The 23,052-nt window shown below is 59.6% G+C and carries 29 protein-coding genes and 4 tRNA genes; 22 read left to right on the top strand and 11 right to left on the bottom strand.

Going from position 1 to position 23,052, the window contains the following annotated elements; all coding sequences use genetic code 11:
- The first annotated feature begins 72 nt into the window (after positions 1 to 72).
- The 4 genes from ACSQ2W_RS17280 (at position 73) to ACSQ2W_RS17265 (ending at position 1,744) form a co-directional block, all read left to right on the top strand.
- Positions 73 to 225 carry a hypothetical protein gene (locus ACSQ2W_RS17280; protein WP_436087359.1) on the top strand — a complete coding sequence of 51 codons (153 nt, stop codon included), beginning with the start codon at positions 73 to 75 and terminating at the stop codon, positions 223 to 225.
- Between the two features lie 77 nt (positions 226 to 302).
- Positions 303 to 392 (top strand) — tRNA-Ser (locus ACSQ2W_RS17275).
- A 373-nt stretch (positions 393 to 765) separates the two neighbouring features.
- Positions 766 to 1,056 carry a hypothetical protein gene (locus ACSQ2W_RS17270; RefSeq protein WP_436087358.1) on the top strand — a complete coding sequence of 97 codons (291 nt, stop codon included), beginning with the start codon at positions 766 to 768 and terminating at the stop codon, positions 1,054 to 1,056.
- A 469-nt stretch (positions 1,057 to 1,525) separates the two neighbouring features.
- Positions 1,526 to 1,744 carry a hypothetical protein gene (locus ACSQ2W_RS17265; RefSeq protein WP_436087357.1) on the top strand — a complete coding sequence of 73 codons (219 nt, stop codon included), beginning with the start codon at positions 1,526 to 1,528 and terminating at the stop codon, positions 1,742 to 1,744.
- Here ACSQ2W_RS17265 and ACSQ2W_RS17260 read toward each other — a convergent pair.
- From ACSQ2W_RS17260 to lexA, 3 genes are all read right to left on the bottom strand, one after another.
- Positions 1,738 to 1,944 (bottom strand): hypothetical protein, encoded by a 207-nt coding sequence (locus ACSQ2W_RS17260; RefSeq protein ID WP_436087356.1) that lies wholly within the window; start codon positions 1,942 to 1,944, stop codon positions 1,738 to 1,740. The two genes, ACSQ2W_RS17265 and ACSQ2W_RS17260, sit on opposite strands and share 7 nt — an antisense overlap.
- A gap of 95 nt (positions 1,945 to 2,039) precedes the next feature.
- A tRNA-Cys gene (locus ACSQ2W_RS17255) sits at positions 2,040 to 2,113 on the bottom strand.
- 256 nt (positions 2,114 to 2,369) lie between these two features.
- Positions 2,370 to 3,086, bottom strand: coding sequence for a transcriptional repressor LexA (gene lexA / locus ACSQ2W_RS17250; RefSeq protein WP_436087355.1), 717 nt, complete (start codon positions 3,084 to 3,086; stop codon positions 2,370 to 2,372).
- A gap of 252 nt (positions 3,087 to 3,338) precedes the next feature.
- Here lexA and ACSQ2W_RS17245 point away from each other — a divergent pair, with 252 nt between their 5' ends.
- A complete protein-coding gene (locus ACSQ2W_RS17245; RefSeq protein WP_436087354.1) occupies positions 3,339 to 3,671 on the top strand; it encodes a hypothetical protein in 333 nt (110 codons plus the stop codon).
- An 80-nt stretch (positions 3,672 to 3,751) separates the two neighbouring features.
- Here the strand turns inward: ACSQ2W_RS17245 and ACSQ2W_RS17240 are convergent, their stop codons facing one another.
- Positions 3,752 to 4,027 (bottom strand): hypothetical protein, encoded by a 276-nt coding sequence (locus ACSQ2W_RS17240; RefSeq protein ID WP_436087818.1) that lies wholly within the window; start codon positions 4,025 to 4,027, stop codon positions 3,752 to 3,754.
- A 190-nt stretch (positions 4,028 to 4,217) separates the two neighbouring features.
- Between ACSQ2W_RS17240 and ACSQ2W_RS17235 the strand changes: the two genes are divergently transcribed.
- The 6 genes from ACSQ2W_RS17235 (at position 4,218) to ACSQ2W_RS17210 (ending at position 8,394) form a co-directional block, all read left to right on the top strand.
- A tRNA-Asn gene (locus ACSQ2W_RS17235) sits at positions 4,218 to 4,292 on the top strand.
- Between the two features lie 222 nt (positions 4,293 to 4,514).
- On the top strand, positions 4,515 to 5,345 hold the full coding sequence (locus ACSQ2W_RS17230) for a class I SAM-dependent methyltransferase (RefSeq protein WP_436087353.1): 831 nt from the start codon (positions 4,515 to 4,517) through the stop codon (positions 5,343 to 5,345).
- A 111-nt stretch (positions 5,346 to 5,456) separates the two neighbouring features.
- Positions 5,457 to 6,089 (top strand): LysE family translocator, encoded by a 633-nt coding sequence (locus ACSQ2W_RS17225; protein WP_436087352.1) that lies wholly within the window; start codon positions 5,457 to 5,459, stop codon positions 6,087 to 6,089.
- 224 nt (positions 6,090 to 6,313) lie between these two features.
- Positions 6,314 to 7,567: a class I SAM-dependent methyltransferase gene (locus ACSQ2W_RS17220; RefSeq protein WP_436087351.1), complete on the top strand. Its 1,254-nt coding sequence runs from the start codon at positions 6,314 to 6,316 to the stop codon at positions 7,565 to 7,567.
- Between the two features lie 151 nt (positions 7,568 to 7,718).
- Positions 7,719 to 8,081 carry an SMR family transporter gene (locus ACSQ2W_RS17215; RefSeq protein WP_436087350.1) on the top strand — a complete coding sequence of 121 codons (363 nt, stop codon included), beginning with the start codon at positions 7,719 to 7,721 and terminating at the stop codon, positions 8,079 to 8,081.
- A complete protein-coding gene (locus ACSQ2W_RS17210; protein ID WP_436087349.1) occupies positions 8,068 to 8,394 on the top strand; it encodes an SMR family transporter in 327 nt (108 codons plus the stop codon). Before ACSQ2W_RS17215 ends, ACSQ2W_RS17210 begins: the two co-directional genes overlap by 14 nt.
- Here the strand turns inward: ACSQ2W_RS17210 and ACSQ2W_RS17205 are convergent.
- Positions 8,382 to 9,224 carry an SDR family NAD(P)-dependent oxidoreductase gene (locus tag ACSQ2W_RS17205; RefSeq protein WP_436087348.1) on the bottom strand — a complete coding sequence of 281 codons (843 nt, stop codon included), beginning with the start codon at positions 9,222 to 9,224 and terminating at the stop codon, positions 8,382 to 8,384. The genes ACSQ2W_RS17210 and ACSQ2W_RS17205 overlap by 13 nt on opposite strands.
- A gap of 420 nt (positions 9,225 to 9,644) precedes the next feature.
- Here ACSQ2W_RS17205 and ACSQ2W_RS17200 point away from each other — a divergent pair, with 420 nt between their 5' ends.
- The 5 genes from ACSQ2W_RS17200 (at position 9,645) to ACSQ2W_RS17180 (ending at position 13,532) form a co-directional block, all read left to right on the top strand.
- Positions 9,645 to 10,685, top strand: coding sequence for a cysteine synthase A (locus ACSQ2W_RS17200; protein WP_436087347.1), 1,041 nt, complete (start codon positions 9,645 to 9,647; stop codon positions 10,683 to 10,685).
- A gap of 7 nt (positions 10,686 to 10,692) precedes the next feature.
- Complete coding sequence (locus tag ACSQ2W_RS17195; protein WP_436087346.1) at positions 10,693 to 11,436, top strand: alanyl-tRNA editing protein; 744 nt, start codon at positions 10,693 to 10,695, stop codon at positions 11,434 to 11,436.
- Between the two features lie 15 nt (positions 11,437 to 11,451).
- Entirely contained in the window at positions 11,452 to 12,306 is an 855-nt protein-coding gene (gene sseA, locus ACSQ2W_RS17190) for a 3-mercaptopyruvate sulfurtransferase (RefSeq protein ID WP_436087345.1), read from the top strand.
- Between the two features lie 5 nt (positions 12,307 to 12,311).
- Positions 12,312 to 12,878 carry a GNAT family N-acetyltransferase gene (locus tag ACSQ2W_RS17185; protein WP_436087344.1) on the top strand — a complete coding sequence of 189 codons (567 nt, stop codon included), beginning with the start codon at positions 12,312 to 12,314 and terminating at the stop codon, positions 12,876 to 12,878.
- Between the two features lie 183 nt (positions 12,879 to 13,061).
- Positions 13,062 to 13,532 carry a DUF1203 domain-containing protein gene (locus tag ACSQ2W_RS17180; RefSeq protein WP_436087343.1) on the top strand — a complete coding sequence of 157 codons (471 nt, stop codon included), beginning with the start codon at positions 13,062 to 13,064 and terminating at the stop codon, positions 13,530 to 13,532.
- A gap of 51 nt (positions 13,533 to 13,583) precedes the next feature.
- Here the strand turns inward: ACSQ2W_RS17180 and ald are convergent, their stop codons facing one another.
- On the bottom strand, positions 13,584 to 14,702 hold the full coding sequence (gene ald, locus ACSQ2W_RS17175) for an alanine dehydrogenase (protein WP_436087342.1): 1,119 nt from the start codon (positions 14,700 to 14,702) through the stop codon (positions 13,584 to 13,586).
- 157 nt (positions 14,703 to 14,859) lie between these two features.
- Between ald and ACSQ2W_RS17170 the strand changes: the two genes are divergently transcribed.
- A complete protein-coding gene (locus ACSQ2W_RS17170; protein ID WP_436081371.1) occupies positions 14,860 to 15,318 on the top strand; it encodes an Lrp/AsnC family transcriptional regulator in 459 nt (152 codons plus the stop codon).
- 22 nt (positions 15,319 to 15,340) lie between these two features.
- Here ACSQ2W_RS17170 and ACSQ2W_RS17165 read toward each other — a convergent pair whose 3' ends face one another.
- The 3 genes from ACSQ2W_RS17165 to ilvA all read right to left on the bottom strand — a co-directional run bounded on the left by ACSQ2W_RS17165 (position 15,341) and on the right by ilvA (position 18,479).
- Positions 15,341 to 16,585 carry a diguanylate cyclase gene (locus tag ACSQ2W_RS17165; RefSeq protein ID WP_436087341.1) on the bottom strand — a complete coding sequence of 415 codons (1,245 nt, stop codon included), beginning with the start codon at positions 16,583 to 16,585 and terminating at the stop codon, positions 15,341 to 15,343.
- 104 nt (positions 16,586 to 16,689) lie between these two features.
- Entirely contained in the window at positions 16,690 to 17,007 is a 318-nt protein-coding gene (locus tag ACSQ2W_RS17160) for an HlyU family transcriptional regulator (RefSeq protein ID WP_436087340.1), read from the bottom strand.
- A gap of 224 nt (positions 17,008 to 17,231) precedes the next feature.
- Complete coding sequence (ilvA, locus tag ACSQ2W_RS17155; protein ID WP_436087339.1) at positions 17,232 to 18,479, bottom strand: threonine ammonia-lyase; 1,248 nt, start codon at positions 18,477 to 18,479, stop codon at positions 17,232 to 17,234.
- A gap of 217 nt (positions 18,480 to 18,696) precedes the next feature.
- On the opposite strand from ilvA, the gene ACSQ2W_RS17150 reads away from it, so the two are divergent.
- Positions 18,697 to 19,278, top strand: a complete 582-nt coding sequence (locus ACSQ2W_RS17150; RefSeq protein ID WP_436087817.1) for a hypothetical protein — start codon at positions 18,697 to 18,699, stop codon at positions 19,276 to 19,278.
- 4 nt (positions 19,279 to 19,282) lie between these two features.
- Here the strand turns inward: ACSQ2W_RS17150 and ACSQ2W_RS17145 are convergent, their stop codons facing one another.
- The gene (locus tag ACSQ2W_RS17145; protein ID WP_436087338.1) at positions 19,283 to 20,041 is read right to left on the bottom strand and encodes a competence/damage-inducible protein A; all 759 of its coding nucleotides are present in this window, start codon (positions 20,039 to 20,041) and stop codon (positions 19,283 to 19,285) included.
- Positions 20,042 to 20,468: 427 nt separating this feature from the next.
- Between ACSQ2W_RS17145 and ACSQ2W_RS17140 the strand changes: the two genes are divergently transcribed.
- Positions 20,469 to 20,720 (top strand): DUF2188 domain-containing protein, encoded by a 252-nt coding sequence (locus ACSQ2W_RS17140; RefSeq protein WP_436087337.1) that lies wholly within the window; start codon positions 20,469 to 20,471, stop codon positions 20,718 to 20,720.
- 239 nt (positions 20,721 to 20,959) lie between these two features.
- On the opposite strand, the gene ACSQ2W_RS17135 is transcribed toward ACSQ2W_RS17140, so the two are convergent.
- Positions 20,960 to 21,232: a hypothetical protein gene (locus ACSQ2W_RS17135; protein WP_436087336.1), complete on the bottom strand. Its 273-nt coding sequence runs from the start codon at positions 21,230 to 21,232 to the stop codon at positions 20,960 to 20,962.
- A 239-nt stretch (positions 21,233 to 21,471) separates the two neighbouring features.
- Here ACSQ2W_RS17135 and ACSQ2W_RS17130 point away from each other — a divergent pair.
- The 3 genes from ACSQ2W_RS17130 to ACSQ2W_RS17120 all read left to right on the top strand — a co-directional run bounded on the left by ACSQ2W_RS17130 (position 21,472) and on the right by ACSQ2W_RS17120 (position 22,893).
- Positions 21,472 to 21,556: transfer RNA gene (locus ACSQ2W_RS17130), tRNA-Leu, on the top strand.
- 42 nt (positions 21,557 to 21,598) lie between these two features.
- Positions 21,599 to 22,096 (top strand): xanthine phosphoribosyltransferase, encoded by a 498-nt coding sequence (gene gpt / locus ACSQ2W_RS17125; RefSeq protein WP_037160083.1) that lies wholly within the window; start codon positions 21,599 to 21,601, stop codon positions 22,094 to 22,096.
- A gap of 194 nt (positions 22,097 to 22,290) precedes the next feature.
- The gene (locus tag ACSQ2W_RS17120) at positions 22,291 to 22,893 is read left to right on the top strand and encodes a hypothetical protein (protein WP_436087335.1); all 603 of its coding nucleotides are present in this window, start codon (positions 22,291 to 22,293) and stop codon (positions 22,891 to 22,893) included.
- Positions 22,894 to 23,052: the final 159 nt, after the last annotated feature.

The raw sequence follows: 23,052 nt of genomic DNA, 5'->3' as shown, positions 1-23,052 counted from the left end.
CGCAGCAAATTGCGTTGAAGCAGGGCGTTATCCGCTTCCATGACCTCCGTCACTCGCATGCAAGACAGCTTCGTGCACCCGAAGATCGCCAGTGAGCGCCTTGGTCATTCTACGATAGGGATTACACTTGAACTCTATTCCCATGCCATGCCGGCAATGCAGGCAAATGCTGCAGAGCAAGTTGACGCGGCGATCAAAGCTGGTAAAAAGCCAGCCATCGAGTGAAAAGGTAGCAAATCGGTAGCAAACGCTGATTTCAAACCTTCCGGATAAACCGGAAAGACGAACCTTTTCAATTAGATGGAAGAGTGTCCGAGTGGTTTAAGGAACCGGTCTTGAAAACCGGCGTGCGGGAAACCGTACCGTGGGTTCGAATCCCACCTCTTCCGCCAGATTTCCCAATTGTCTGACCCGGAGACATAGGTAACGGCCTGTCCCGGCAAAACTCATGATTGGGGTGATTCTCGCGCTGATGTCCTCGGTTCCGGCCATGGCAGCGGCGGACGTGTACAGCCCGGCATACATCAAAGGCGATGAGCAGCTCTTGTGCTCCTCAATGCCCTGATGGCCGACACGGCATGTGTCATCGGCATGTGCCTGCTGTGACCCCTTGTCTGACGGCTCCTGAGCACCGAATCTGAGCGACATTCAAATGACCTTAGGGATGCGTGGGAATACGTCTTTAGTGTGCATGAATGTTAGAATATTTGAATATACATTATCGGACGTAGGGCGCGCCTATCTTTGCATGGGAGGATCTGCGTCGTGGGATCAACTGACAACGCAAATTGGGAATTTGACAATAACGAACAGCTCAAAATCCAAACGCTCGTGGAATGGGGCGTTACGTCTATGCCGCTGCACGGCGCCGTCGTTCTGCGGCTCGGCTATGCGCTTTCGCAGCATGAGTGGGATGTGTATCAGTCAACAGATCGTCCGCCGCATCAGATTCAAGCAGCAATGTCTGCAGCGGACGCGAAGGAACTCGGCACCCAATTAATCTTGTACGCAGAATTGCTGGACGTTCCTGCGTCAGGCTTTCCCAATGGGGGGTAAGTTCATGAAAATGCTGACGGGCACGACACCCAGTCAGCGCGCGAACGCCGGTGCTATTATTTGCCGCTCGGTTTGATCCTGCGTGAGATACATGCATCCCTTCATGCGGCATGACAGGGTGGGATGCCTGGAGCATCTGGCTGCCCCAACGACAACCGCCAGACACGTCTTCCGCCGCAACCACGAAATCTCGATATGAACCAGCGATTCCCTCTTTTTCATCACCGTCATCCTGCTGTTCCGCGGGAACTAACCCGCGCGAGTGGTCCGGCAGCGCGAAGTTTGAGAGCTGGAGCGGGACTTTCTGACCGGAGTCACGCGATAACGATTCACTCGATCGTCAAATCGTGCTAGGTTCCATCTGGAGGCAGACCACATCGGTTGTTGCGAGCCGTTTCTGTTTGCCTGCCGGATCGTCCAGTACCGTCTGGGACCTGGATTTGACGCATCCGCGGTGAAGGAGAGCACCATGCATTACAGTGTGCAGTTTTTCACCTGGACGCCCAAAGAGGGCGTCCATCAAGTCGGCTCGACGGTCGAGATCGATGCGGTCAATCCAAAACTCGCGGCCGTGTCGCTTTTGGGCCTCCGGCTGGATGAGACCGGCACGGCCAGGAAACTGGCAGTCCGCGTCTGGAATGCGCCGGATGACAGCCAGGTCGATTGCGAATGCTTCTACTATCATTGATCGCCGGCCGCATTCCGCAATGCTAAATTCTCCTGCGTTTCGTCGCCATTGATTCGGATTTTCAACCGGAGTGCATCGTCATCGCCAGCGCGTTGCCGCCGCGGTGGATTTGGAACGTTTTTACCGGTTTCGCGAAACGTCGGAATTGCTCTTTCAACGCGGCGGGACACGCGTTGTCGGCCGCCGGTCGGCGTAAACATCACGCCGATATCCGTTCATGGCGGCGTGATGGAACACGGTTGCCAACATGGTTGAAGCGGCGACCCTATCCAATTGCGAATATTGTGGAAAATTTTGGAGGCCTCGCCCGGAATTGAACCGGGGTACAAGGATTTGCAGTCCTCTGCGTCACCACTCCGCCACGAGGCCTCGTAACGATCATCTCTTAATCGTGTGACGGGCGTTTAGACCGATTTCCGATCCAGTGCAAGACGCCTTGGCCGAATTCCAGTTTTTTCTCATGGGAGAAACCTGTCTCCCACCGTTGCCGGTCCGCGTCGCGAGGAAAATACCGCAGATCGCTGATGCCAAACCGCAGGCGATTATTGTCAGGGCCCCGCTGACGTCAATTTTCAAAGAAAATCAGCCGCCTGCATCCCCCGGCGCGCGGATACAGGTTTGCCGCTCAATGGTAACGTCGGATCAGGCCCACGAGCTTGCCTTGGATCTTGACCCGGTCGGGACCAAAAATCCGGGTTTCGTAGGCGGGGTTGGCAGCCTCGAGCGCGATCGATGCGCCCTTGCGGCGAAACCGCTTCAGCGTTGCCTCCTCGTCGTCCACCAGGGCGACGACGATCTCTCCAGGGCTAGCGCTGTTGGTATTGCGTATGATGACGGTGTCGCCGTCGAGAATGCCGGCCTCGATCATCGAATCGCCGCGGACTTCCAGTGCATAATGTTCGCCGGTCCCAACCATCTCGAGCGGTACAGAAATATCGTGCGTATTGTTCTGGATCGCCGAGATCGGCACACCGGCTGCGATTCGCCCCATGACGGGGATGGAGACGGAGCTGTTCTCATTGCTGGCCGCGACCGGTTTGGCGGCGACTGGCGCCGGCGGAGCGCCGCGGCTGCCCTGGATGACGCTCGGCGAAAAGCCGCGCTTGGGCTGCAGGCTCATGGAATAGGCCTCCGGCAGCCTGATAACTTCAAGCGCGCGTGCCCGGTTCGGCAGACGCCGGATGAAGCCCCGCTCCTCGAGCGCCGTGATCAGCCGATGAATGCCGGATTTCGACGCGAGGTCCAGCGCATCCTTCATCTCATCGAAGGACGGCGGCACGCCCGATTCCTTCATTCTTTCGTGAATGAACAGAAGCAGTTCCTGTTGCTTGCGGGTCAGCATGAAAGATCACTCCGGAATCGAGAAACAAATCAAGAACGAACACTATATGTTCCATATGTGTTCCGCAAGTCCCATAATTCGTTGAACCTTTTCAAGGTGCGAGTTTTTGGGCTTGCGGCGCCGAAAACCGGCATTCAGCGCTCTCACCGCCGATGTCCGCCTTTGCTGCAACGGAACATTTGCCCCGTCAGGCCGTTTTCCGCTCATGTTGAAACCTGTGGCGGCGGCACGGCCTGCGGCCAGGAGGCAGGGATGGTCGTCCATGGACGTGGTAACAAGGTTTCGCCCGAAGACACGAACCGGAGGGTGAAGATCAGCGGTGCCGAAGCCCGGCAAGGACGGCTTGGCCGCCCTGTGCTGATGGTTCTCATCGCGAGCCTGGTGCTTGCCCTCATTGCCTGGGCGGGGGCAGAGATATTCGGCGAAAGCACCGACAATGATGCGGCGACACAGATTCAGGAAACCACGCCGGCGGCCAAGGACACCGATCAGGGCACCGTCGACAATACTCCGGCGACCGGGGAACAGATGCAGCCGGCGCCGGTTGACAAGAATCCGACCCCGCAAACCGGTTCCGGTGGCTAGGGCCATTGGCGCCTCATCGAATGAAGGCCTCCGACGACGCCCGGCCCTTGCAGCCGGGCCCTTGCAGATTGGCGCCGATTTTACGGCGTCTGCCGCTTGCGCGCCCACCAGACGGAAAGTTTGCGGCGCTGCCGCCGGACGAAGGCGAGGTCATGCGACAGCACGATCAGGCCCAGCGGCACCATCCAAAAGCCCAGAACCGGCAGGAAGCCGAGGATACCGCCAAAGAGCAGCGCGGCGCCAAGGGTGATACGCAAGGTCCGCGACTGAGGCAGGGGCAGACGCCACGCCCCGACAATGAGTTCATGTCTGCTCGCATCGATACCGAATTTTTTCGTTTTCTGCGCTTCTGTCATAAACTTAACTGCCTTACTCTCGATGCCGTGCACCATAGAGCGGATTTGCCTGCGGCTCTTCCAGTGCGCTGCCTTCCCAGATGGGGAGTTCTCCACAGTCAGACAAGATTGTGCACTTTTTTTGAAAAACTGCTTGGCAAATCGGAAAAGCATTTGTATTAGCAGCCTCACTTCTGCAGCGCGCAGATGATCCCTGGTAGCTCAGCGGTAGAGCATTCGACTGTTAATCGACAGGTCGCCGGTTCGAATCCGGCCCGGGGAGCCAGTTTCAAAGGGCTGCACTTATGGTGCGGCCCTTTTTCTTTGCATTTTTTTCAGTGCGGTGAGACCGGCCCGCCTGCTCCCCGGTCGCCTGACCTTACTCACAACTGCGTTGTCGCCTATACTCTGCGGTACAGTTCGGCGCATTGCAGCGGCCTGTCGCCGCGTTCGAGGATGCGTGCGCTGCGGCCAACTTGGTGCGCGGCCCTCACTCCACGGGTTCACCATGACGGCCGAAAAAGTGTCACTGACAAGGGAGAAGGAAACCCTCCTCATCACGCTTTACGCGAAGGCCGGGGAAAGCCGCCTGCCGGATTCCCTTCTGCGGGATCGTTTCGCCGCCGAGGCCGTCAGCCGGATCGACTATGATTTTTCGCGGCTGATGATCGATCGCGACCTGATGATCGGCGTGGCGATGCGCGCCCATATTCTCGACGGCTGGACGCGTGACTTCATCGGACGCCATCGCGAAGCAACCGTACTGCATCTCGGCTGCGGGCTGGACAGTCGCATATTCCGCGTCGATCCGGCGTCGAACATCCGCTGGTTCGACCTGGACTATCCCGAGGTTATCGCGCTGCGCCGCAAGCTCTATCCGCGGCGCGACGGTTATAGCCTGATCGGCTCGTCCGTGACGGACCCGAATTGGGTCGCAGACGTGCCGGTCGACCGTCCGACGATCATCGTCGCCGAGGGGCTTTTTCCCTACTTGCCGGCGGACGAGGTCACGAAGCTGCTGCGGCGGCTGACGGCGCATCTCCAATGCGGCGAGCTGGTCTTTGATGGCTATAGCCGGCTCGGCCTGGCACTCATCAGCTGGCAGCCTTCGGTTCGTGTGACCGGAGCCAGGCTGCGTTGGGCGATAAACGATCCGCGTGAACTCGAAACTGAGGTTCCGCGGCTGAAACTGCTGACTGAAGTGCCGGCCTATGATCCGGAAGCTTACGATCCGAGACAGATCGCCAGGCTATCCTGGGCGGCGCGTCTGGCGATTTACGCCTTCGCGGCAGCTCCGGTCCTCGGGAGAATCGGCTGGCTCCTGCGCTTTCGGTTTTGAGCTCCCACTGGGCTTGACGCGCCCGGCAACCTTGCGATCAGCTGGGGCGACAATCCGTCAATTCCGTTGTACAGAAGAACGTCCACCCCCCTGCCGCACCCGGAGCCGACAATGCCATCGACCGAACTGCTGATCGCCTTTCTCGCCACCACCGCGGTCTTCGCCTATATCCCGGGGCCTGCCATGCTTTATGCCGCGGCCCAGACGATCGCGCGCGGCCGGTGGTCGGGGCTGATGGCCGCATTGGGCATTCATCTCGGCGGCTATGTCCATGTTTTTGCGGCGGCCGCAGGCTTGTCGATCCTGTTTCACGCCGTGCCGGTGCTTTATATCGCCGTGAAATTTGCCGGGGCAGCCTATCTTGTCTGGCTTGGCATCTCGCTGTTCGGCGCCGGCAAGAATGGGGATGTCGCCCTGCCCGGCATCGAGCCGAAATCCGCCCGGCGCGCCTTTTTCGAAAGCGTCACCGTCGAGGTTCTCAATCCCAAGACCGCGATCTTCTTCGTAGCCTTCCTGCCGCAATTCGCTGATGTTTCCGGCGCCTTCCCCGTCTGGCTGCAGCTTGCCATTCTGGGGACGATCGTCAATCTGATGTTTTCGTCCGCCGATATCGTCTGTGTGCTTCTGGCCGGCGCCGTGATCGACCGGCTGCGCCGCTCGAGCCAGGCGCAACGCCTCATGCAGCGTGCCGGCGGCGCGATGCTGATCGGGTTGGGTGCTCATCTTGCCTTTCAGAAGAGCTGATCGGTTGAATTGGGTCAGATTTGTGGCCCATTGGCGGATGGTTTCCGCTACGCGGATGCCCCATGAAAATTTGCGCCCGCATCTGACGATTAAAGCGCGCGACCCGGGCGTGTCAGGAGGAAGGCCGCGGTGACGGGCCGGATTTTCTCGTGAAATCAACGTTGGCGGCCCGGCAGAATGAGGTTATTTTGTGCCGAGAGCAATGATTTGCGAGGATCTGTCGTATGAGCACAGCAGAGACCTGTTATTGCGAGCCGAAGGATGGCGAGCGCCTTTCCGTTGAAAATCTGTCCCGTATCATCAAGGATCTGCCCGCCAAGGTGCAAATGGTGCTGCGCGGCCTCGTTCACATGCAGGCCGGCTGCCTGAAACTGACATTGCCGGATAGCCGCAAGGTGGTCGTCAAGGGCAAGGTGCACGGCCCAGTTGCCTCCGTCACCCTCCACAACTGGAAAATGCCGCAACGGGCCCTGACCGGCGGCACCATAGCCGTTGCCGAAAGCTACGTGGATGGCGATTGGGACAGCCCGGATGTCGGCGCCTTCCTCGAACTCTTCCTCGTCAACGCCGAGGTTGGCCGCAATTTCTCCAATGGCGCCCGCGGCGTGCTGCGTCTGGCCGAAAAACTCCGCCACTGGATGAATGCCAACACGAAGATGGGCTCGAAGCGGAACATCTCCGCCCATTACGACCTCGGCAACGCCTTCTACAAGGAGTGGCTGGACCCGACCATGACCTATTCCTCGGCGCTCTATTCGACCGGGGCGAATGATCTGCAGTCGGCGCAGCGTGCCAAATACCGGGCTCTCGCCGACGCTGCAGGAATCCAGGCCGGTCATCATGTCCTTGAGATCGGCTGCGGCTGGGGCGGTTTCGCCGAATATGCAGCCGGCGAGATCGGCTGCAAGGTAACCGGTCTCACAATCAGCCGCGAACAACTCGCTTTTGCCAACCAGCGCATGACGAAGGCGGGGCTGTCCGACAAGGTCGAGATCAAGTTCCAGGACTATCGCGACGAGACTGGACGTTATGACCGGATCGTCTCCATCGAGATGTTCGAGGCCGTCGGCGAGAAATATTGGCCCGCCTATTTCTCGCAGTTGCAGCGTTGCCTGAAACAAGGGGGCAAGGCCGGCCTGCAGATCATCACCATCAAACCCGAAGCTTATCGGGAATATCGCGCCAACCCGGATTTCATCCAGAAATATGTCTTTCCAGGCGGCATGCTGCCGACGCGCGAACACTTGATCGATCTCGGCCGCAGTGTCGGATTGAAGATGAGCGGCGATTTTGGCTTCGGCCTCGATTACGCGCGCACGCTGGCCGAATGGCGCCAGCGCTTCTGGAACATCTGGGACAAGGTCGAGCCGCTTGGCTTCGATACCCGCTTCAAGCGCCTCTGGGAATTCTATCTGTTCTATTGCGAGGCCGGTTTCCGGGCCAGAAACATCGACGTTAGACAGATCGTGTATGAATGAGGGTGTCGCCCTGAGCACGCAGTCCGGGACCGGCCGCCCGAATGTTTCAACCACCCGCCCCGCAATAAAGTCATCGCCACAGCTTTACCGACGCTGTCGGCGAGCTTATGCAAGCCCCAACGTCTTCAATCGAACATTCCAAGGGGATGATGTGCGCCTTGCATGGGTTTTTCTGGCGCTCGCCATTACCACTGAAGTTATCGGCCTGACGGTGATGAAGGCAGCCTCCTCCGGCGGCGGCACCTGGGGCTATGCGGTGATGTATATCTCCATCGCCCTCTCCTATGTCTTCCTCGCCAAGGCGGTGAAGAAAATCGCGGTTGGCGTCGCCTACGCGATCTGGGAAGGCTCCGGCATTGCGCTGATCACGCTGGTTTCGGTTTTCGTCTTCGATCACGTGCTGAGCAATCAGGAGATGATCGGCCTGATGATGGCGGTCGGTGGCATCATTCTCGTCAACGCCGGCGAAGTTCACGAGGAAGAGGGATTGGAAGTGGCCGATGACCGCGTCTAACGTTTATTTCCTGTTTGCGGTTCTGGCGGGGGTGCTGGATGTTGCTGCCAATCTGGCTTCCACCAAGTCGAACGGGTTTGCCCGCCGCGGCTGGGGCGCCCTGTCGATCCTGCTCGTGCTCGCAGCCTTTGCTCTGTTGGTGGAAGCGGTCAAAGGCATGGAACTGGCAATCGCCTACGCCATCCTCGGCGCAACCGGGATTTTCGGCACGGCCATTTCCGGCCGCATCCTCTTCCGCCAGAAACTGAAGCCGATCGGCTGGGTCGGACTGGTCCTCGTCTTCGGCGCGGTTGTCGTGCTTCACACGGCCTGAGGGTCGCGCGCCATCGTCTCCGCGGCGTGACGCTGCGTTACAAGCGGCCGGTCCTTCCATCCCGTCAGCCTGTTCAGCAGCCAGAAATAAAGCCCATAAGGCAGGAGCTTGAGCAGTTTCGCCATATAGGTGAAGCGCTTTGGAAAGGTGATCTCGAAACCGCTTGATTTCAGGCCTCTGGCGATGCCTTCAGCCGCCTCTTCGGGGCTGATCAAGGCCGGCATCGAAAATGTGTTCCTAGCCGCAGACGCCGTATCGACAAAACCTGGATTGATGATCTGCAGGCGGATGCCAGTCTTGTCGAGGTCAAATTTCAGGCTTTCGGCCATATTGATCAGTGCCGCCTTCGTCGCGCCATAGGCAGCGCTCGTCGGCAGGCCGCCATAGCCCGAAACGCAGGAGACGATGGCGATCTGCCCGTGCCCCCTCGCCTGCATGTGGCGCACGGCCGGCAAGAGGCAGTTGACCGTCCCGTGCAGGTTCACCGCAAATGTCTTCTCGAAATCCTCTCGGTGCATATCCTCGCCATGCACCGGGATGGAGACGCCGGCGTTGAGCACGGCGAGCGCCATCGCGCCGTGTTCATATTCGATGGCCGCGAGAACGCGCTCCATATCCCGCGGATCGGTGACGTCGCCGTCCAGCACGATGATCTTGCCCGGTCCCGGTGCTTCGTGTTGCAGCTGAACCAGCTTTTCGTGGTCCCGGGCCGTGACCGCCACGTCGAAGCCGTCCCTTGCCAGACGCAGTGCCAAGGCCCGGCCAATGCCGGAGCTTGCCCCCGTGACCCAGGCCAAACCATGCTGCGGATGTGCGACAAAGTTGGTCATGGGTTTTCCTTTCGCTGCTTCAGGCTGCGCCACCCCGAAGTCCGGGATCACAAAACAATACGCATTGAAACGGAGTTTGTTCCCGCATTCGGGCCATTCGACGGCAAGCAGCAAGCAGCCATTGATTTCCGAACCTGTCGTGCCCCGGAACCGTGTCGCCCAAGTGCCGGGTCAAGAAACGGATCATCGGCTTTAGAAGCGGTGTTCTGGGCCGTGGGTCAATTTTTGCCCGCCGCGGCATCCAGATGAAACACTTTTTCTTGCTTCGCTCCGCGCTGAAGCTGAAAAGACGTTAAGATTCCGGTATGTTGGATCGTGAAGGCCGAAAACGGTTGATGCGGTTCGGACATGTCCTGTTAAAATCATCATCTGCGTCAGGCGACCGCCTGATGCAATATCCCGCAGCCAAGAGGTTCGCTCATGTCCGTTCTGCCCTCCGTTCTCGATGCCATCGGCAATACGCCGCTGATCCGCCTCAAAGGCGCGTCCGAGGCAACCGGCTGCACCATTCTCGGCAAGGCCGAATTTCTCAATCCGGGCCAGTCGGTCAAGGATCGGGCGGCGCTGTCCATCATCCGTCAGGCGGAACGGTCCGGGCAATTGAAGCCAGGTGGCGTGATTGTCGAAGGCACCGCCGGCAACACCGGTATCGGCCTCGCGGTGGTTGCGCAGGCGCTCGGTTATCGCACCGTCATCGTCATTCCGGAAACCCAGAGCCAGGAAAAGAAGGACGCGATCAGGCTTCTCGGCGCCGAGCTCGTTGAAGTCCCGGCCGTGCCCTATAAGAACCCCAACAACTACGTCAGGCTCTCCGGCCGCCTTGCCGCGGAACTTGCAAAGATCGAGCCGAACGGTGCGATCTGGGCCAACCAGTTCGACAATGTCGCCAACCGCGACGCGCATGTGGAGACGACCGCGCCAGAAATCTGGCGCGACACGGACGGCAAGGTCGATGGCTTCATCTGCGCTGTCGGTTCCGGCGGAACGCTCGCAGGCGTGTCGCTCGGCCTGAAGGCGAAGAACCCGAACGTCAAGATCGGTATCGCCGATCCGGAGGGTGCGGCGCTCTACAATTATTACACCAACGGTGAGCTGAAAGCCTCCGGCGGTTCGATTACCGAAGGCATCGGCCAGGGCCGCATCACCGCAAACCTTGAAGGGTTCACGCCGGATTTCGCTTACCAGATTCCGGATACGGAAGCGGTTCCGCTGGTGTTCGATCTTATTGAAAAGGAAGGCATCTGCGTCGGCGGCTCCACCGGCATCAACATTGCCGGCGCCATCCGCCTGGCAAAAGATCTGGGACCTGGACATACCATCGTGACGATCCTCTGCGACTATGGTAACCGCTATCAGTCGAAACTGTTCAATCCGGGATTTCTGAAGTCCAAGGGCCTGCCCGTTCCGGCCTGGCTGACCAGAAATTCCGCGATAACGGTGCCATACGAACCCGCCGGATAAGTATCTCATGACAACGACCGCCCTATTTCGCGATGATTTCTACCTTTCAACCACGGAAGCAATCGTCACGGGAATTCGGGAAGACGGCGGCATCGAGCTCGATCAGACCTGTTTCTACGCGACGTCGGGCGGCCAGCCCGGCGACAACGGCTTTTTCGAGCGCGCCGACGGCGGCCGCATCGACATCGCCACGACACGCAACGGCGATACCAAGGACATCATCGTCCACGTTCCCGTGGTCGACCAGCCGGTTCCGCTGGTCGGCGAAAAGCTGGTGCTGCACATCGACTGGCCGCGCCGTTACAGACTGATGCGCATGCATACGGCCTGTCATCTGCTGTCTGTCGTCTGCCAGTTCCCGATCACCGGCGCTGCCGTCGGCGAGGAGGAAAGCCGCGTCGATTTCGACATGAGCGAAACCATCGACAAGGATGAGGTGACGTCGGCACTGATGAAGCTTGTCAACGAAAACCACCCCGTCTACCTGCAATGGATCACCGACGCGGACCTTGCCGCCAATCCCGACATCGTCAAGTCGAAGAATGTCCGCCCGCCGATGGGGCTCGGCCGCGTCAGCCTCGTCTGCATCGGTGAGAAGTCCTCGGTGGACAGCCAGCCCTGCGGCGGCACGCACGTATCGGAAACCCAGGAAGTCGGCGCCATCTTCATCGCCAAGATCGAGAAGAAGGGCAGGGAAAACCGCCGCTTCCGCATCCGGTTCGGCACGCCGGAAACCGCTTCCGCCCTTTGACCGGAGAATAGAGCAATGAGTGAACAGAAGAGCGCCTTTGTCGTTTCCGCCGATTGGCTGGAACAACGGCTGAACGATCCGACGATCAAGATCCTCGATGCCTCCTGGTATCTGCCGGCACAGAAGCGCGATCCGAAGGCGGAATATGCCGCCGCGCATATTCCGGGCGCCGTGTTTTACGATCAGGATGTGATTGCCGACCTGACGAGCGGCTTGCCGCACACCATCCCCTCGCCCGCCGCCTTCGCCGATGCCGTCGGCAAGCTCGGCATCAGCGAGGCAGACACCATCGTCGTCTATGACGGTCCGGGCATTTTCACGGCACCGCGAGTCTGGTGGCTGCTGCGCACCATGGGGGCGAGATCTGTCTTCGTGCTGGATGGGGGCATGGACGGCTGGAAGGCGGAAGGCCGGCTGGTGACGGCGGATGTCCCGGCGCCTGTTGCGGTCCAGTTCCATCCCCAGTTCAACGCCGGGGCCGTCACGTCCTTTGCCGAGATGATCGACATCGTCGCTACCGGCAATCGCCAGATCGCCGATGCGCGCGGTGCTGCCCGCTTTACCGGCGATGAAGCCGAGCCAAGGCCCGGCATGCGCTCCGGCCATATGCCGGGTGCCAGGAGCCTCCCCTCCGGTGTCTTTTCCACCGGTGGCAAGCTCAAATCGCTGGATGCGCTCAGGGAAACCATCGAATCGGCCGGCATCGATCTTGAAAAACCTGTCGTTGCCACTTGCGGTTCGGGCGTCACCGCGGCGATCATCATGCTCGCGCTGCAATCATTGGGCCACACGGACAATAAGCTTTATGATGGCTCCTGGTCCGAATGGGGCAGCCGGGCGGACACGCCGGTGGTGACGGGAAAAGAGTGATCGGAATGATCGAGGAAAAAGGCATGGAGCCGCTCGCGGTGCGCGTCACCGAGTTGGAAATGACGGCAGCGCCGAAGCAGAGCCTGCCCGTACCGGTCAACATCCAGACCGCGATCATGCGCGTGCCGGAGATCCCGTTGCCGTTCTACCGCTTTCTCTATCTGCAGGTCGGGCGACGCTGGAGCTGGGTTGATCGTTTACGGCTGAGCGATACGGAGTTGGCCGCTATTTTGCACGACAAGCGCAACTCCGTCACCGTTCTCTACGTCAACGGCGCGCCCGCCGGATTTTTCGAGCTCCTGCAGGTCGACGAGGACAATGTCGAACTCTCGCATTTCGGCATGTTCGAACGCGCGCTTGGTCTCGGGCTCGGAAAGTGGTTCCTGCTGCAGACGCTTTACGCGGCTTGGGGTTCCAATCCGAAGGTCGTCCGTGTCTCGACCAACACCCTCGACCATCCTCGCGCGCTGCAGCTCTACCAGCGCTTCGGCTTCTCTCCGGTCTCGACTCATGACGCGACCGTGCAGCCGCTGAGTGACGAGGAACTGCTGGCGCTCGCACGCAGCCTCTGACTACAGCGCCGCGCGTCAAACCTGACGCGCAAAGGACGCTGTACTACTTTGAAACTGCTGCATAATTCCTTAAATCGATTCCGATTTAAGGAATTATGCAGTAGGCCGATCCGGCACGAATCGGGTGTCGCCCGCTCTCAACGCATGGCATTTCTGTCCTCCATGAAAACCGGAGGAAACCCGATGACCCTGCGCTACAAGCCGATGCCGAGCGATCTCGCAGCGCGCTACCGCCGCCGCGAACCGGATGCCTATGGCCTCACGCCCGAGCTGCACGTCTCCGATGGCGATGGCATGCCCTGCCGCCATTGCCTCGCAAACATCGCTGCCGGCGATCCCTACCTCATCCTTGCGTACCGGCCCTTCCCGGCGTTGCAACCCTATGCGGAAACCGGCCCGATCTTCCTGCACGCGGAGGAATGCGAAGCCTATGCGGGCGGCAAGGCCGTTCCACCGATCCTGACGACGAGCAAGGATTATCTGTTGCGCGGCTATGGTGCCGACGATCGCATCGTCTATGGCAGCGGCGCGGTGACGCCGGTCACCGAGCTCGATGCCCGAGCCGCCCAACTGCTCGAGCGCCCCGAGATCGCCTATGTGCATGTGCGCTCTGCCCGCAACAACTGCTACCAGTGCCGCATCGAGCGCGCATGAAAAACGGGGCCGGAATCGCCGGCCCCGCTACATTCATTGCCTCTGCGGCGATCACGCGATCTTCAGCACAGCTTCCGGCGCGTGGTTTTCGTAACCGAGCGCCTCGGCAACCGCCTTGTTGGTGACGCGGCCCTTGTGGATATTCAGGCCCGCACGCAGATGCCGGTCCTCGGCAACCGCCTTCAGGCCGCGGTCAGCAAGCTGCAGGCCGTAGAACAGGGTCGCATTGTTCAATGCCTGGGCCGAAGTGATCGGAACGGCACCCGGCATGTTGGCGACGCAGTAATGCACAATGCCATCGACTTCATAAGTCGGGTCCGAATGCGTGGTCGCATGCGATGTCTCGAAACAGCCGCCCTGGTCGATGGCGACATCGACGATAACGGCGCCCTTCTTCATGCCTGACAGCATTTCGCGTGTGACGAGCTTGGGTGCAGCCGCACCCGGAATGAGCACCGCGCCGATCACGAGGTCGGCAGAGAAGACTTCCTCTTCCAGCGCATCGATGGTCGAAAAGCGCGTGTGGACGCGGCCGGCAAAGAGATCATCGAGCTGCCGCAGACGCGGAATGGAGCGATCGAGGATACTGACATCGGCACCAAGCCCCACAGCCATGCGGGCCGCGTGCAGACCGACGACGCCACCGCCGATCACCGTGACCTTGGCCGGCAGTACGCCCGGCACGCCGCCGAGCAGGATGCCGCGACCGCCATTGGCCTTTTGCAGCGACGTCGCGCCGGCCTGGATCGCCAGGCGTCCTGCGACTTCCGACATCGGCGCCAGTAGCGGCAGCCCGCCGCGCTCGTCGGTGACCGTCTCATAGGCAATGGCCGTCACACCGGAATTCAGCAGCCCCTTGGTCTGTTCAGGGTCCGGAGCGAGATGCAGATAGGTGTAGAGGATCTGACCATCGCGAAGCTGTGCCCACTCGGAGGGCTGTGGTTCCTTGACCTTGACGATCATGTCGGATTTTTCAAAGATGTCCTTGGCCGTAGCCACGATCTTCGCGCCCGCTGCGCGGTAGGCATCGTCTTCCGCGCCAATCCCCGCGCCAGCCTTGGTTTCGATGATCACCTCGTGGCCATGCGCCACATATTCCCTCACCGATCCGGGTGTCAGGCCGACACGGTATTCATGATTTTTGATTTCCTTCGGGCAACCGACACGCATTTCGCGTTCCTCTCATTTCGGCCTTGGCCGTTGCAGTTTCTAACCCGTGTAGAGAAACAGAAAGCAGGTCGCATGTCCTTGCAAAGTTGCCGACGTTTAGCGTAATATTTCGAATATTCTTGCGTAGAAACACGAAACTTCGAAGGAAATTCGACGAATGTCGATAGATGCAATTGATGCTGCGATCCTGCGGATTCTCCAGCAGAACGGCCGGATCGCCAATGCCGAACTTGCCGAGAAGGTGGGCCTGTCCGCCTCCGCCTGCTCGCGCCGAGTCGATATCCTTGAGAAATCCGGCGTCATCAGCGGCTACCACGCGCGCCTGTCGCACAAGGCGCTCGACTACCGCATCATGGTGATCGTCCACATCTCACTGTCGGGCCAGTTCGCAAAGACGCTGGCCGAATTCGAGGCTGCGGTGAAGCTCTGCCCGAATGTGCTGGTCTGCTATCTGATGTCGGGTGAATACGACTATATCCTGCGCGTCGCGGCAAAAGATCTCGAAGACTACGAGCGCATTCATCGGGACTGGCTGTCCGCGCTGCCGCATGTCGTCAAGATCAATTCCAGCTTCTCGCTGCGCGAAATAATCGACCGGCCGAATGTCGGCGTCTGAGCCATCCGATTCTTGGTTGTCGTCAGGCGTTTCCGACGACGCAGTTGCGCCCGCGCCGCTTGGCCTCATATAGCCGTGCATCCGCCTTCGACAGCAGGTCCCGAGCCCCAGAACCATCGACAGGGGTCGACGCGATCCCGATGCTCACGGTGACGGCCGCACGATCCGATGTCGTCACATCCGTCATCACCCGCTTACGCAGATCTTCGGCGCGCAACAGCGCGCTCGGATGATCAAGGCCGTCACACAGAACCACGAACTCCTCTCCGCCGTAGCGAAAGAAATAATCGTTCTGGCGCAGACCCGATTGGATCGCGACGGCAATCGCCTTCAGCACATGGTCGCCCTCAAGATGGCCGAACCGGTCATTGACACTCTTGAAATGGTCGGCGTCGATCATGATCAGGCTGACGATATTGCCGGTCACCGCCGCGTTGCGGACCAGCCGCGGCGCTTCGAACTCGAACCGGCTGCGGTCGAGCACGCCGGTCAGCATGTCCCGCCCGGATTTCGACAGCAGGTCCTCATAGCGTTCCCGGAAAGTCAATGTATTGAAGATGTCGCCGATCGGCTGCGGGGAAACGGATCGCCCCGAATGGCTGGAAAAATGCAGATAAGCGCCAAGGATCGCCGCGTAGAAGACGGCAGCGCCCATCTTTGCAAACCAGCCACCCAACAACACCTCGGCCGGCGCACCGTTCACCGCATGTAGCGCGATGTAGAATCCGGCCTGGTCGAACGTCAGAACGGCAATCCCGCAGAGGAGGAAGCGCAGGGTGAGAAAACCGCGCACCCAGCGTCCGAGGCGTTCGTAGAGGAGAATGATCAACAGCGAGTCTATGTAAAGCAGCAGCGTTCCCCACAGCATCAGCCAGCCCATCTCGTCAATGAAGGCAAGATCGGCCGTCCGGTTCGGCACGACCGATACCGTCTCGTGCATTTGAAGAAGCAGGCTGAGTGCGACGGTCAAGAAGTTGCCCGCCAGCAGGCCGTAGATCGGCTGGCGTACCGTCGCCGCATCCTCCTTCACGTAAAGGAGCAGGATCATCATCAGCTTGCCGGCGAAAAGCACGGCCGAACCCGGTGAAATCACGCCGAATGGCAATTGCACGTAGAACACGGCGGCGAGATAGGTCTCGATGAAATGCAGAACGCCGAGCGCGGCAATGAAGACGCCAATACCGAGGAGATGGCGCAGATGCAGCAGCGTGACCATGACCCCGACGTAGACAAGACCTTCGCCGAGAAAAAGAAATACATTGGTCATCGACAGTGCGCCCGGATTTGATTCCGGAATTTTATAAATCTCAAATTTAAAGAAACGTTTATCAAACCCGTCGGCCGAGTGGCAGGTGTTGCGGATATCTTGATTTAGACCTGCCGGGAAACCACGTCATCAGCGAACAGCGCGGGACCATGCTGGTCGATGATCTGACGCGCCTTGCGCAAGGTCGCGTCGATCACATCCTCTTCCGAGCTGAACAGATCGGCCCGGATGAAGGTACGGACGCGAATGACGCCACCGACATTCTTTTCGATGGAGCCGGCCAGCCTGAATTGCGCGCCTTCCTTCTTTGGCGTCGCCCGGATCAGGCAGTCGCCATAGGTCTCCGTCTTTGCGGAGGATGCAGCGATCTCGACTTTGGAGCCGCCGGAAAAACCGAACAATTTTGACAAGAACGAAGCCATGCGGAAGACTTATCATGACAAGCAAACCTGTCAAAGACTAAGTTCGAAACGGGCGGGGGGAGGACGTGGGACAGCAACGGCTTTGCCCGCATGGTGACGAAACCTTTTGCAGTTGCACTGATCGACATATTGATCCCGGCGATCGCCGCCGATCGCCGGCTAAATCATAAAATGGTTTAAGGCAATCGAGCAACCACAAGAAATAACGTGAAAAAAAGATCCATCTAAATCACCAGGTTGGCCAGAATCTCGTTGTCGGTGATATCCTGATAGCGCAGCCCGGCGGCGTCGAATGCGGCCTTCAGCCGGGGAAAGTTCTCCGGATGCTTGGTTTCGATGCCGATCAGGATCGAACCGAAATTACGCGCCGATTTCTTCAGATATTCGAAGCGGGCGATATCGTCCTCCTCGCCGAGCAGGCCGAGGAAATCCTTGAGCGCGCCGGGGCGCTGCGCCATGCGCACGATGAAGTATTTTTTCAGGCCCGTATGCCGCATCGCCCGTTCCTTGACGTCGGGCAGGCGCTCGAAATCGAAGTTTCCGCCGGAGACCACGGCAATGACGGTCTTGCCCTCCAGCCTGTCGCGCCCCAGCGCCTCCAGCGCCGTGATTGAAAGCGCGCCGGCCGGTTCCAGCACGACGCCCTCGACATTCAGCATATCGATGATCGTCACGCAGATGGCGTTTTCTGCGAGCAACAGCACCTGGTCGGTGGAAAAATCCTTCAACGCCGCGAAATTGAGGTCGCCGACCCGCCCCACGGCGGCGCCATCGACGAAATTGTCGACCTGGTCGAGCGTCACCACCGCGCCCGTCTCCAGGCTGCGCCGCAGGCTCGGGGCACCCTCGGGTTCGCAGAAGACAAAGGATTCCGCGGCAACCACGCCCTTCAGATAACCGGTCACCCCGGCCGAAAGGCCACCACCGCCAACCGGCATGATCACCAGATCGGCCATCGTGCCTTCGGGCAATTGCTCGATGATTTCGGCCGCGACCGTCGCCTGCCCTTCGATGATATCGGCATGGTCGAAGGGCGGCACCATGACGCCGTCGATCTTTTCCACATGATCGCGCGCCGCCTGATAGCACTGGTCGAAGAAATCGCCGACGAGCCGGATGCTAATGAACTCGCCGCCGAATATCGTCGTCTTGTCGATCTTCTGCTGCGGCGTCGTCACCGGCATGAAGACGACGCCCGGTACGCCGAAGTGCCGGCAGACGAAGGCGAACCCCTGGGCGTGGTTGCCGGCCGAAGCGCAGACGAAGGTCTTGCCCGTGCCGCCTGCCTCGATCACCTTGCGGAAGAAATTGAAAGCGCCCCTGATCTTGTAAGAGCGAACCGGCGAAAGATCCTCGCGTTTCAGGTAGATCGTCGCGCCGTAGCGTGCGCTCAAGTGCTCGTTGAGCTGCAGCGGCGTTGCCGGGAACAGAGTGCGCAGTGCCTCGACGGCGTGATCAACGTTCTGCTTCATGGAATGCGGGTCTTTCGCTCGGGTTCGTGTCGCCATGCCTATGCCACAACGGAAGGCGCGAAACCACAGCTATTCGCATTAAGTATACTATTATAATCATGTTTAAAAAGCCGAATGCGCCTCGCCTTGACACCAGCCTGCAAATCCCGAAAATCCGTGGCGACCATGGGATCGCGGGGGAGAGACAATGCGCGCCGGTAAACGAAGAGAGGCTGCGATGATTGCGGTCCGTGCGGCTCTAATGCTGGCGCTGCTGGCTGGGCCGGCCGCGGCCGGTCAACTTGCGGACGCGGCCACCAAAGCCGAGGCTTTGGCCGCATCCGGCGACGCGATCGGCGCTCACGACGTCATGCGCACTGCAATCAGCGATTTCTCCGCGACACTTCCCTTTTCCATCGGCAAGGCAGTGTTCGTCACGACTGACCCGGCGGGATACGCCATGTATGAGCCGAAGCCGGAGCCGCAGTTCAAACCCGGCGAAGCCCTCGTTTCCTATGTCGAGCCCGTCGGGCTGAGCTGGAAGCCGGCAAGCGAGGCGGGCAAGATCCAGTCGCATTTCACCGTCGATCTGGATATCCTGAGCGCCTCCGGCGAAGTTCTCGCCAGCCAGAAAGCCTTTGGCGACTTCACCTTCACCGGCTTTTTCCGCAACCAGGAAATCTATGCGACGCTGACCACCGATGTCAGCGGCGCTGCGGCAGGCGACTATATCCTTCGGTTTCATTTCAACGATCTGAACAGCGGCAAGACCGCCAGCGTCGAGCAGAAATTCACCATCGCGGCGCCTCAAACGCCGTAAGGAATCAGCGCGTTACGCGCTTCGCAGCCGCGATCTTTTCGATCATCGCCCGCACATCCGCCTCTGCCGCATCGAGCACTGCCTCGTCACGGGCGCGGATGACAAGGTCGGTCGAAAACGACTTGCCGTCGAACTTCGGATAGGAGCCGATGCTCGTCATTGGGTGAGCCTTCTGCACCTCGCCCAGCGGGCCGCCGATATCCCCCTCGCCAAAGGGTGACAGCACCGAGCGCGACTTGACCTTCGTGCCGGTCTCGAGTTGCGGCAAAAGCGCGTCCAGCATGGCCTGGAAGACCTGCGGCACGCCGGCCATGACATAAACGTTACCGATGATGAAGCCCGGCGCCGTCGAAACCGCATTGGGGATATGCCGGGCGCCGTTCGGCATGCGCGCCATGCGCCGCCGCGCTTCGGTGAACTCCATGCCGCGCCGCTCATACATCGCGCCGAGGAGGCGCATCGCCTCGGGATCATGAACGCATTCGACACCGAACGCCCGCGAAACCGCGTCCGCGGTGATGTCGTCATGGGTGGGGCCGATGCCGCCGGAGGTGAAGACATAGTCGTATTGACCCCGCAGGCCATTCAAGGCGGCGACTATCGCCGCCTCGTCGTCGGAGACGATACGCACTTCCTTGAGATCGATGCCGGCGATCGTCAGCATGTCGGCAAGATGGCCGATATTCTTGTCCTTGGTCCTGCCGGACAACAATTCGTCGCCAATGGCGAGCATGGCGGCAGTTACGATTTTTTCGCTGGTCATCGGCAAGTCCTGTTCGGATCGTTCAGTCGAAAGTCGCGACGGTCGCCCCTTGGGCTCTGACGGCGAACCTGCAAACTGATAAATCCGATCTCCAGCGGCAATCAAGAGGAATTGCCGGTTCTATGGAAAAGACCACCAGACCTGGCCTCGCCGGGATCGCGACCAGGGTTCTCCGACGGCAAGGCTGCCCTTTTTCAGGGCCACCCGCTTCTTGACGGCGGTCAACCATTGCTGGTTCTCAGCCCGCCCAGTCGCGAAACTACCAAACGAGGCGAATTTCGTGATACCTTGGGCTGCCCGGACGCAAATGGGAAAAACCTGCGACCCGCATTTCGGCAATTGGAACAACGCCTGCATGGGCTGTTCCGGTCCGGTCGTGCCGACGCCGCCAAGGCAATCGAATGCGGCGCGCTCCAGGGAGTAAGACATGGCCAGAGTGGTATATGCGATCGTTGAGCATGATGGCGGATGGGCCTACAAGCTTGCCGACGTCTTTTCCGAGACCTTCCCAAGCCGCGAAATAGCTTTGGCGGCGGCAAAAGCCGCAGCAGCCGAACAGCAGGTCGGCGGCGATGACGAGGAAATCAGCTTTCAGGATCCAAGCGGCCTCTGGCATTATGAACACGCCGACGGCGGCGATCGTCCCGAAGCGATCGTCGAGGACGGCGATATCCGCTGAACTGGCGGCAACAGGCAGGACATCCAGAGGACACCGGAAATTCAGGTGCATGCCCCTCTCCGGCACCGAAGAGGGGGTATTTTTTGGATGCTGAAAATGCCGAGTGTCCCTCCCTCGGCATCGCGATTAAAGCGGCAACGGCCTGCCGCATCAACGGAACCGTTGGTTGACCTCACGCGTAGGGTTAGTCACCACTGCAGAGCCGCGATTGATATTCGATCAAAAAACATCTACGGGCGCTATGCAGCGCCGAAGACGACGGAAAGCCGTTCAGAGGGCATTTCCGCGCCCAGCAATCCCGCCTGACGGAACCATTGCTCGATACTCGCCTGCACAGCAGCCTTGGCCTCCTCCAGCGTATCGGCGGATTGGAAGTCGTAGCGGATCGTGCCGTTGCAACCGGAAACCATCCATTTCCAGGTCGTTTGCCCGTCATGCTGCAATATATAGGCCAGTTGATGCTGACCCAGCATACCGGCATAGGAACGATTTCGGATCGGTTTCCATGTCAATGGGATTTCCTGCAACACCTCGACCAGCCTCCATATTTCCCTGTGAGCGCGAAATATAGGGCGCCTGCCAAACTGGCATAACCCCATCGTTTGAGGGGTTTTTCGGTTCCGGCATGGCCGTCTGGCCGGTAGCGGCTCTTTGCTGCGATCGAATTCGCCGTTGCCCAGCGCGAGCTGTGCTCCGCCTCCGCAAAACATTCGCTTGACGAAATCAGCCAAGTGTCTGAAAGGAAAAACACGCGGACGTGGCGAAACTGGTAGACGCAAGGGACTTAAAATCCCTCGGAGCAATCCGTACGGGTTCGACCCCCGTCGTCCGCACCACTTTCCCGAATACAAGATGCCGCCATTAACCGGAGCTTCGCAATGTCACTTCCTGATAAAGCATTTCCCGTTTCCTGGGACCAGTTTCACCGCGATGCACGTGCGCTCGCTTGGCGCCTTGCCGGCAATGGCGGCGAATGGAAGGCGATCGTCTGCATCACCCGCGGCGGGCTCGTTCCGGCGGCAATCGTCTGCCGCGAATTGAACATCCGCCTGATCGAGACGGTGTGCGTTGCTTCCTATCACGACTATGACGCGCAGGGTGAGATGTATGTACTCAAGGGCATTTCGGAGGAGTTGAAGGCCGATGGCGGGCAAGGCGTACTGATCATCGATGACCTGACCGATACAGGCAAGACGGCCGCCGTGGTGCGGGCCATGCTGCCGAAGGCGCATTTCGCCGCGGTCTACGCCAAGCCGAAGGGCCGGCCGCAGGTCGACACCTTCGTCACCGAAGTCAGCCAGGACACCTGGATCTATTTTCCCTGGGACATGGGCTTCACCTATCAGGAGCCGATTGCGAAAGGCTCCCGCGGCTGACGCAACCATGCGTTTCGGCTTGCGATATCCTGCGCTTACATGAAGGCGGCGGCGATTTATTTATGAGTGATGGCGAATGTTAGCTATTTTTGAATGATTTGACCCCATAGATTAAACCATTCTGCGCCGCGATTTCCGCTGCGGTGGCAAGAAATCGATCGCGCAGGCCGATGGCTGCGCGATACGGATTGTCAGTGGGAGGACAGACCATCATACGCGGGGCGCTCGTTTCGATCGCTGTTGGCACGTGCCTCTGGTCGCTGCCGATCATTGGGTCGATGGCCAGCGACGTCCACATCGGACCGGTCACCGCCTATGTCGAGGCCAATGTCCGGTCGTGGATAGAGGATCCTCTCATCGTCGAAGCGCTGAAGGATCACAATGAACGTCATACGCATCTGACCCTGTCCGATATCGATCGCATGGATGCCGCGTGGCACGTCGAACTTTCAAGCGATCATCATCCATTGATCGATTCGGTCACGGGCACCCCCTTGGCGAAATTCCTCAAGGCCAAGCAGGCGGCCTCGGGCGGGGCCATCACCGAGATCATCGTCATCGATGCCAAGGGCCTCAGCATCGGCGAAAGCGAGCCCAGTTCCGACTTTTGGCAAGGCGACGAGCAGAAATGGCAAAAGACGTACCCCGCCGGCGCCGGCGTGCTTTTTGTTGACCGGGCGGAGAAGGATGAATCGACGCAAACGCTGCAATCGCAGGCAAGTTTGACGGTGTCCGATCCGCAGACGCACCAGCCGATCGGCACGCTCACCGTCGGCATCAATCTGGACGCCCTGTGACAGGCCAAAGGGCTTGCCGGAGGGCGGTTTGGAATTGAAGCGAACCGGCTTTCAAGCGCCAGCCGCGTGCCCGAATCAGTTTTTCCCCAGCGCCATAAGAAAGCCCGTTTGGCTATGGCGGATGATCACTACGGTCAATTCTTACCCGCAAAATTTTCG

The sequence above is a fragment of the Pararhizobium sp. LjRoot255 genome (assembly GCF_964252905.1).
In the GTDB taxonomy this organism is placed as follows: domain Bacteria; phylum Pseudomonadota; class Alphaproteobacteria; order Rhizobiales; family Rhizobiaceae; genus Pararhizobium.
This window is presented reverse-complemented; position numbering and strand designations above follow the sequence as displayed.